The sequence below is a fragment of the Halomonas marinisediminis genome (assembly GCF_004347715.1).
Taxonomy (GTDB): domain Bacteria; phylum Pseudomonadota; class Gammaproteobacteria; order Pseudomonadales; family Halomonadaceae; genus Halomonas; species Halomonas icarae.
On record NZ_SLTR01000005.1, the window covers coordinates 155,364 to 164,599 of the forward strand.

7 protein-coding genes and 1 pseudogene are annotated in these 9,236 nt (G+C 64.7%); 6 read left to right on the top strand and 2 right to left on the bottom strand.

Going from position 1 to position 9,236, the window contains the following annotated elements; all coding sequences use genetic code 11:
- Positions 1-91: 91 nt before the first annotated feature.
- The gene (locus tag E0702_RS06030; protein WP_132042074.1) at positions 92-370 is read right to left on the bottom strand and encodes an XRE family transcriptional regulator; all 279 of its coding nucleotides are present in this window, start codon (positions 368-370) and stop codon (positions 92-94) included.
- 225 nt (positions 371-595) lie between these two features.
- Here E0702_RS06030 and E0702_RS06035 point away from each other — a divergent pair.
- From E0702_RS06035 to E0702_RS06060, 6 genes and pseudogenes are all read left to right on the top strand, one after another.
- Positions 596-2,038: pseudogene (locus tag E0702_RS06035) on the top strand (APC family permease).
- A gap of 246 nt (positions 2,039-2,284) precedes the next feature.
- Complete coding sequence (glaH, locus tag E0702_RS06040) at positions 2,285-3,265, top strand: glutarate dioxygenase GlaH (protein ID WP_132042075.1); 981 nt, start codon at positions 2,285-2,287, stop codon at positions 3,263-3,265.
- A gap of 102 nt (positions 3,266-3,367) precedes the next feature.
- On the top strand, positions 3,368-4,564 hold the full coding sequence (gene lhgO, locus E0702_RS06045) for an L-2-hydroxyglutarate oxidase (RefSeq protein WP_132042076.1): 1,197 nt from the start codon (positions 3,368-3,370) through the stop codon (positions 4,562-4,564).
- Positions 4,565-4,720: 156 nt separating this feature from the next.
- Entirely contained in the window at positions 4,721-5,683 is a 963-nt protein-coding gene (locus E0702_RS06050) for a TAXI family TRAP transporter solute-binding subunit (RefSeq protein ID WP_132042077.1), read from the top strand.
- Positions 5,652-6,200: a DUF1850 domain-containing protein gene (locus E0702_RS06055; RefSeq protein ID WP_374708634.1), complete on the top strand. Its 549-nt coding sequence runs from the start codon at positions 5,652-5,654 to the stop codon at positions 6,198-6,200. Before E0702_RS06050 ends, E0702_RS06055 begins: the two co-directional genes overlap by 32 nt.
- Before the next feature lie 10 nt (positions 6,201-6,210).
- Complete coding sequence (locus tag E0702_RS06060; protein WP_132042078.1) at positions 6,211-8,214, top strand: TRAP transporter permease; 2,004 nt, start codon at positions 6,211-6,213, stop codon at positions 8,212-8,214.
- 100 nt (positions 8,215-8,314) lie between these two features.
- Here E0702_RS06060 and E0702_RS06065 read toward each other — a convergent pair whose 3' ends face one another.
- Positions 8,315-9,031 (bottom strand): hypothetical protein, encoded by a 717-nt coding sequence (locus tag E0702_RS06065; RefSeq protein ID WP_132042079.1) that lies wholly within the window; start codon positions 9,029-9,031, stop codon positions 8,315-8,317.
- Between the last annotated feature and the right edge of the window lie 205 nt (positions 9,032-9,236).

Consider the following 9,236-nt stretch of genomic DNA (forward strand, 5'->3'; position numbering starts at 1 on the left):
ACTAAGATTTATTCTGATAGGGGAGGCAATAAAAAACGCCCTGCGCTGTGCAGGGCGTTCGCTGTTCGGGAGAGGGTCATCGATCGCGTCGTCAGTGGGTAGCCCCCTGCTCAGCCACCGTGCGGTGGACGAGGCGTAGCTCATCGATCGAGAGGTGCTCCAGCTTCCCCGCCAGGAGGTCGCTGATTTTCTGCATCGGTAGCCCGGCGCGGCGTGCGATCTCGCGGCTGCCGAGGTCTGACACGGCGATCAGCCGGGTCACGATGCGCATGAGGCGTGTACGTTGTTCCAGGTCCCTGACATCGAGGTCAGGGCTGCTTCGCGGAGGGTCCAGGAGTTCCGCGGGTCGGGACTGTCGTGCCGTGCTCATGATGCTCCATTGGGCGGTTGCGACAGAGACACTATGGCGACTCGTTGCCGTTTTTTCCAGTGGCGATTGCCTACGGCTTTGGTGGGAGGTAGTGGGGAACTGTCGACGAATGTCTACCCCAGGTATGTGGCACGACTATTGCTGTGAGCCGTGGTCTTCTCTATTTTGTCGACGTTAATTCAAAACAGAATTTTTTCCTTAAAACGATAATTTTCGAGGATCCCCATGACTCAAGATGTCGAGACCTCTCAGGGCCAGCTCTCGCGTGTGCTGGCTCGCAAGGACGTTCTCGCCCTGGCCTTCGGGGCCATGATCGGCTGGGGTTGAATCGTGCTGACCGGCAGCTGGATCCAGTCGGCCGGCAGCCTGGGGGCGATCACCGCCTTCCTGCTGGGCGGGTTGATCATCGTGCTGGTGGGCCTGACCTACGCCGAGCTGGCCTCGGCGATGCCCCAGGTCGGTGGCGAGCACGTCTATAGTTATCGCGCCCTGGGCCACTTCGCCTCCTTCCTGTGCACCTGGGCGATCACCCTGGGCTATGTCAGCGTGGTCTCCTTCGAGGCCGTGGCGCTACCCACCGTGGTGGAGCACCTGTTTCCCGGCTACGCGGTAGGGCACCTGTGGACCATCGCCGGCTGGGAGGTGAAGGCCACCTGGGTGGCGGTCGGTGTCATCGGCTCGCTGCTGATGATGTGGATCAACTATGTCGGCGTGCGCACCGCGGCACTGGTCCAGAAGGTGGTGACCCTGTTGATCCTGGCAGTAGGCGTGATGTTCATTACCGGGGCCCTGTTCCAGGGCAGCAGCGATACCATGCAGCCGCTGTTCAGCGTCGAGCAGGGCGTGATGGGCGGCATCATGACGGTGATCATCATGGTGCCGTTCATGTTCGTCGGCTTCGACGTGATTCCCCAGGCCGCCGAGGAGATCAACCTGCCGTTTCGCGAGATCGGTCGAGTGCTGATGATTTCGGTGATCCTGGCGGTGTTCTGGTATGCCTTCATCATTCTTGGCACCTCCCTGATGCTCGACCCCGAGGCGCTGGGCGAGAGCTCGCTGGCGGTACCGGACGCCATGCAGGCGGTCTTTCAGGCGCCCTGGGCGGGCAATCTCATGATCCTGGCGGGTATCGCGGGGATCATCACCAGCTGGAACGCCTTCTATATCGGCGGTTCGCGGGCCATCTACGCCCTGGCGGACTCCGGCATGCTGCCGGCCTGGCTCGGCAAGCTGCATCCGCGCTATCGCACGCCCACCAACGCCATCCTGGTGATGGGGGTGCTCTCGGCGATCGCCCCCTTCCTGGGCCGTCCGGCACTGGTATGGCTGGTGGTGGCTGGCGGCCTCGGGATCGTGATTGCCTATCTGTTCGTCTCGCTCTCCTTCGTCGTGCTGCGCCGTCGCGAGCCCGACATGGAGCGCCCCTTCAAGGTACGCCACGGCAAGCTGGTCGGGGCCCTGGCGGTACTGCTCTCCCTCGGGCTTTCCGCCATGTATCTGCCGGGCAGCCCCTCGGCACTGTCGGCCGTCGAGTGGATGCTCTTCGCCAGCTGGATGCTGCTTGGCCTGGCCCTCTATGCCTGGTCCCGTGTCCGCTACGGTGTCGCCTACAGCGACAGGATGATGCAGCGTGAGCTGGCCGGCGGTGACCCCTACTCGGGACGTTGACGCCCTCCTGCACGAGTAGGCCTTTTAAGCCTGTTTTTCGCCCCGGCCCCGTGCCGGGGCGATGCCATGTATGGCCTGCTCGTGGGTCCTTCTTGTGTGTCAGGGGGCGGATATCGGCAGGGACAGCCAGTGCGCGCAGCCGAACCGGCAGCGGCTTAATAAAAAGTATAAAACCAAATACAGTTGACGCTATTAAAAAGTGTCGATATTTTGGATGGGCAATCCAATATCCCCTGGAGCCCTGACATGACCGTGCTGAGCCAGCTTCCCGAAACCGCCATGCCTCTGCCCGCCGATATCCGCGGCTTTACCCTGGCACCTTCTGCCCAGTCCCCGCGCCTGCTGCAGCTGACCATTTCCCGCGAGGTGGTCGAGGCCTTCCTTGCGGCGGTCAGCGAGTGGCCGGTGCAGGCGCTGGAGTACAAGTCGATGCTGCGGTTTCGGGTCGCCAGGATTCTCGATGACCTGTGTGACAACACCCTGCAGCCGGTGCTGATCAACACCCTGGTGGATCGTGACACCGGTGGCTTCCAGGTGGTGCCGGAAGGTCTGGATGATGTCGAGCAGGCCGATGACATGGTCAAGCTGGCCACCGCCGTGGCTCACCTGATGGGACGTTCCAACTTCGATGCCATGAGCGGGCAGTACTATGCGCGCTTCGTGGTCAAGAACGTCGACAACTCCGACAGTTACCTGCGCCAGCCGCATCGCGTGATGGAGCTGCACAATGATGGCACCTTCGTCGAGCAGGACACCGACTATGTGCTGATGATGAAGATCGACGAGCAGAACATGGAGGGCGGCAACTCCCTGCTGCTGCACCTGGACGACTGGGAGGAGCTGGAGCGGTTCTTTGCTCACCCGCTGGCCCATCGCCCCATGCGCTGGACGGCACCGCCCAGCAAGAACGTGGCCCGTGATGTCTTCCACCCGGTGTTCGATGTCGACCGCGAAGGCCGCCCGGTCATGTCCTATATCGACCAGTTCGTGCAGCCCAGGGACTTCGAGGAGGGCAACTGGCTGACCGACCTCTCCGACTCCCTGGAGAGCAGCCCTGGCATTCTCTCGGTGCCCAATCCGGTGGGCAGCTTCCTGCTGATCAACAACCACTTCTGGCTGCATGGTCGCGACCGCTTCAAGCCGCATCCGGATCTGCGTCGTGAGTTGATGCGCCAGCGCGGTTACTTCACCCACGCCAAGACCCTGCGCGATCCGCGCCAGGTGTAAGGCGTGCCCAGGAGCAACGGGTTACCCTGACGAAGCCACGCCGTGCACCCGGCGTGGCTATTCTATTGCTGGAGCGAGACTGACTGCTGGAGCGAGAACGGCATGCACGACTTTATCATCATCGGCGGTGGCATCCTGGGCATGTCCACCGCCATGCAACTCAAGCAGTCCTACCCCGACCGCAGGATGCTGCTGCTGGAGAAGGAGACGGGACCGGCACGGCATCAGACCGGCCATAACAGCGGCGTGATTCATGCCGGGGTCTACTACACCCCGGGCAGCCTCAAGGCGCGCTTCTGTCTCGAGGGCAATCGCGCCACCAGGGCGTTCTGTGATGAGCACGGCATCGCCTACGACACCTGCGGGAAGCTGCTGGTGGCGACCAGCGGGCTCGAGATGCAGCGCATGGAGGCGCTGTGGGAGCGTACCGCCGCCAACGGCCTTGAGCGCGAATGGCTCTCCGCCGAGGCGCTGGCCGAGCGTGAGCCCAATATCACCGGGCTCGGCGGGATCTTCGTGCCCTCCAGCGGCATCGTCGACTATGCCGAGGTGACGCGTGCCATGGCCGCCGAGTTCGAGCGGATGGGCGGCGAGATCCGCTACAACGCCGAGGTCACCGGCCTCGAGGAGCGCTCCCGGGAGGTGGTGGTCTCCAGCACGGCCGGTGAGTTCACCGGGCGTTACCTCGTCACCTGCTCGGGGCTGATGGCCGATCGAGTGGTCCACATGCTGGGCCAGGATCCGGGCTTCACCATCTGTCCCTTCCGCGGCGAATACTATCGGCTGCCGGAGAAGCACAACCGCATCGTCAATCACCTGATCTACCCGATCCCCGACCCCTCCATGCCGTTTCTCGGGGTGCACCTGACCCGCATGATCGACGGCAGCGTGACGGTGGGCCCCAATGCGGTGCTGGCGTTCAAGCGCGAGGGCTATCGTCGTCGTGATATCTCGCCTCGCGACCTGGCACAGATGTTCACCAATCCGGGGATCCTCAAGGTGCTGGGCAAGAACCTGCGCCCGGGCCTTGTCGAGATGAAGAACTCCCTGCACAAGCGCGGCTATCTCGAGCTGGTGCGCAAGTACTGTCCGGAGCTGACGGTCGAGGATCTCGAGCCCTATCCGGCGGGCGTGCGCGCCCAGGCGGTATCCCGAGACGGCAAGCTGGTGGACGACTTCCTGTTCGTGAACACCCGGCGTACCCTCAACGTGGGCAATGCACCGTCGCCAGCCGCGACCTCGGCGCTCCCCATCGGCAGTCATATCGTCGACCAGGTGAAGACGATGGTTGAGGGGTGAGCCCCAGACCATCGTGGCATTGCCGAAATTCCTCTGAAACGTAGAATTTGCGCCGATAGGTTCTCACGCTGGGTCCGTGCTAGCTTGGGGGCCGTACGCTGTTCAGGCGTCGGAAACGACTACAAGACAACCTGGTTGCAGGACCGGAGGAATGCCATGAAAGCCTTGAAGTATGCCGCTGTCGCCTCGCTGATCGCGACGGCTCCGTTGGCGGCTGCCCAGCAGCAGCTCTCCATCGCCACCGGTGGTACCGGCGGCACCTACTACCCACTGGGGGGTGGCCTTGCCGAGATGATCGGCAAGCATCTCGAGGGTTACGAGGCCGTCGCCGAGGTGACGGGGGCCTCGGTGGAGAACATGGGGCTGGTGTGGCGCGGTGACTCGGACCTCGCCCTGGCCCTGGCCGACACCGTTCACCAGGCCTACAGCGGCACCGGCGACTTCGAGGGCCGCCAGCTCGAGAACATCCGTGCGCTGGCATCGGTCTACCCCAACGCCGTTCAGCTGGTGACCCTGGCCGACTCCGGTGTCGAGAGCCTTGCCGACCTGAAGGGCAAGACGGTGTCGGTAGGGGCGCCGGGCAGTGGCACCGAGCTCAACGCCAGGGCGCTGCTCGAGGCCAACGGCATCAGCTACGAGGATTTCGATCCGCGCCGCCTCAACTTCAACGAGACGGCCGATGCCATCCGTGACGGTGATATCGCCGCCGGCTTCTGGAGCGTGGGACCGCCCACCAGCTCGATCATGAACCTGGCCACCACCCGGGATGTCCGCCTGGTCGGCCTCTCCGACGAGGAGGTGGCCAATGCTCGCGAGAGTGTCTCGGTGTTCGCTCCCTACGAGCTGCGTGCCGGCCTCTATGAGGGCATGGAAGAGGGCGTGCAGACCATCGGTATCCCCAACGTGCTGGCGGTGAGCAGCGAGATGGACGAGGAGCTCGCCTACCAGATCACCAGGATGCTCTTCGAGCGTACCGATGAGCTGATCGAGGTCCACCCGGCGGCCAACGACACCACCGTGGAGTTCAGTGTCAACTCCACCCCCATCGCCTTCCATCCGGGCGCTCTGCGCTACTACGAGGAAGTTGGTGCCGAGATCGCCGACCACCAGCGTCCCTGAGGCGGTGCGTGACTGGCATCTGACTGCAGGGCGGGCCGCCAGGCCCGCCCTGCTGCTGTGTGCAGGCCTGTTTCTGGCCAGCCCGGCGGTGGGTCAGGAGCCGGCCCGCCTGGAGGTAAGCGGCGAGCAGGGGGCCACCCTGGTGTCGCTGCCCATGCCCGAGGGCGAGGACTGGTGCCTGGAGTGGAACCACTCGGTAGAGGGGTTCCCGGTTCTCGACTGCTATCGCCATCGTGATGGACGCATGGTGCTCGAGCGCAGCCACCTGCCGGACTTTGCCGCCGGGCTCGATCATATCCCCGGCCGTGGTCGCCAGGTATCGGACGGCGAAGGGGGGTACTGGATCGAGGATCTCGACGAACCGGTGCCGGGCAATGCCTACCGCCTGCGGGTGGGGAGTCTCGCCGTCGATCACCGCCTGGTGGTGGATGGGCAACGCATCAGTCTGAGCCAGCTGGCCGCCGACCACCGCGTTACCGTGCGCCTGGTCACTCCCGCTGGCGATCCAACACCCTGAGAAAATCGCAATGAATGATTCGGACAACTCTCCTATCGTGCCCGGCAGCCAGGCGAGCCACGCCCGGCCGGTGTTGTGGCTGATCACGCTGGTGGCGGTGGGCCTGTCGCTGTTCCAGCTCTACTCCGCCGGCATCGAGCCGCTGGGGCTCTTCTACCAGCGCAGCATTCACCTGATGCTGATCATGATGCTGGCCTTCCTGATGTTTCCGGTATTCGGCCCGCGACGACCCCGCGGGCTCGTCGGCTGGCTGCTCGATGCCACCTTCTTCGCCGGGGCGCTGGTCACCGGCGGCTACCTGGTGCTCTACCTCGACGAGATCATCAATCGTGCCGGCTTCTGGAGTCAGACCGATATCATGGTCGGCTGCATCGCGGTCATCACCGTGCTCGAGGCGGCGCGCCGTGCGGTGGGTCTGGGCATGACGGTGATCGGGGTGATCGCGCTGCTCTACGCCTTCGCCGGTCCACGCGGTGACCTGCCGTGGCTGGGCGAGTGGCTGCCCGGCATCCTCGAGCACCGTGGCTACAGCCTGGATCGTCTGGTGGGCCAGCTCTACCTGGGGCAGGAGGGCATCTTCGGCCTGCCCATGGGCGTGGCGGCCACCTATATCTTCATCTTCGTGCTGTTCGGCGCCTTTCTCGAGATTACCGGCGCCGGCAAGTTCTTCATCGACCTGGCCTACGCCGCTACCGGCCGTCAGCGTGGTGGACCGGCCAAGGCGGCGGTGATCGCCTCGGCCGGCATGGGATCGATCTCCGGCAGCGCCATCGCCAACGTGGTGACCACCGGCGCCTTTACCATCCCGCTGATGAAGCGTCTTGGCTACAAGCCCCATCAGGCCGGGGGCATCGAGGCGGCGGCCTCCACCGGTGGGCAGATCATGCCGCCGCTGATGGGCGCCGGCGCCTTCCTGATCGCCGAGTACACTCGGATGCCTTACCTCGATGTGGTCAAGGTCAGCATCCTGCCGGCGATCATGTACTTCGGTACGGTCTACCTCTTCGTGCACATCATTGCCCTGAAGCAGGGCATGCAGGGCATGGCCAGGAGTGAGCTGCCGCAGATGCGCGACGTGATGTCTTCCGGCTGGCACTTCCTGCTGCCGCTGGCGGTGCTGGTGTGGCTGCTGGTGATGAACATGTCGCCGATGCGGGTGGGGTATTACGCCATCCTCACCATGCTGGCCGTGGCGGTGCTGCGCTTTGTGGTGTGGATGCTCTTCGTGGCCCCGCAGCAGGGGGAGCCGGTCACCGGCGAACGCCTGGCCACCGCCATCCGCAATGGCCTGCTGAAGCTGATGGAAGGACTCGAGCTGGGGGCTCGCAATGCGGTTGCCGTCTCCATGGCCTGTGCGGTGGCCGGCATCATCGTCGGGGTGGTGGGGCTGACCGGGCTGGGTCTGAAGTTCTCCTCCATGATGCTGGCCTTCTCGGGCGGCAATCTGCTGCTGGCTCTGGTCATGGTGCTGCTGGCCAGCCTGGTGCTGGGCATGGGGCTACCGGTGACCGCCAGCTATATCGTGCTGATCGTGCTGGTCGGCCCGGCACTGACCGCCGAGTTCGGCGTTCCGCTGCTGATCGCCCACCTGGTGGTGTTCTGGTACTCCCAGGACTCCAACGTCACCCCACCCATCGCCCTGGCCGGCTTCGCCGGGGCGGCGATCGCCGGGGCCAAGCCGATGGAAACGGGCTTCCAGGCCTGGAAGTTTGCCAAGGGGCTCTATCTGATCCCGCTGTTCATGGTCTACAACCCCGAGATCATCATGGGGGGGCCCTGGCCGCTGCTGATATGGACCGGCTTGACGGGGTTCCTTGCCCTGGCCGCCTTCGCCGCGGCGCTGGAGGGCTATCTGTTTACCCGCATGGGCTGGCCCTCGCGGGCGCTGCTGCTGCCGGCCATCGTGGCGGTGTTCTACCCCAGTCTGATGGTGGAAGCCGCCGGCGCTGCGATGATGCTTGCCGTGATCGTCGGCAACTGGGTGGCGAGCCGGCGTAGCGCTCTCCCCGCCTGACGCCACGGCCATCGCCCGAAGCGTGGCATGACGAAAGAGGCCCGCTCGGTTTCCCCGAGCGGGCCCCCGTTTGGTGCAGGATTGATGCAAGATGCGTGAGTTACTGGGTCGAGGCTTCCGCTTCGGCCTCCGCCTCGGCTTCTGCCGCCACGTCCGCCGTGGCATTCGCGGCTTCCTTGGTGGCCTCGGCCGTCTCTTCGGTGGCACCCAGTGCCATCTCCTTGGCGCCCTCGACCAGCTCGCCGGTCTTCTCGCGAGCGGCCTCGACTGCGTCGGCGGTCATCTCCTTGGCCGAGTCGACAACATTGGCGGTGGCGTCACCCGCCGCATCCAGGGCGCTGGCGGTTTCGTCAGCGGCCTCGTCACCCGCGGCCTCCAGGTTCTCGCCGGCGGCTTCGGCGGCCTCACCGGTTTCCTGGGCGGCTTCGTCACCCGCTTCCTCCAGGGCCTGCTCTGCCTCCTCGGCGGCCTGTTCGGATTCGGCAGCGGCTTCATCCAGTGCCTGCTCTGCCTCCTCGGCGGCCTGTTCGGATTCGGCAGCGGCCTCATCCAGTGCCTGCTCGGTCTCGGCGGCGGCTTCGTCCAGGGCCTCGCCGGCCTCGCCGGACGCCTCATCGAGCTCCGCTTCCGCGGCCGCTGCGGCCTCTGCGGTAGCGTCGGCCGACTCCTCGACGGCCTGTTCGGCGGACTCGGCTGCCTGTTGCGCCTCCTGCTTGGCGGCCTCCTCGTGCTGAGTCGTCTGGTCGTTATCGGAGTCGCAACCGACCAGCAGCAGCGAGCCGGCGAATGCCGCGGTGAAAATCAGGGAACGCTTCATGGTTAGTCTCCTTCTTTGAGTTTCAGGCGAGCTAGTCCAATCTGCCCACACAGCAGCACTGTAGCAGCCAATGAAGCAGGCAGCATGAAAGCTGCTGTCTGCTCTCGGCAACACCTGAGGCGTGAACCTGGCTGACTGACTCCCCATTCCCGGATAGCAGCCATTACATAGCAAGGCCTTGAACGAAAAAGGCGCAGCCTGTTGG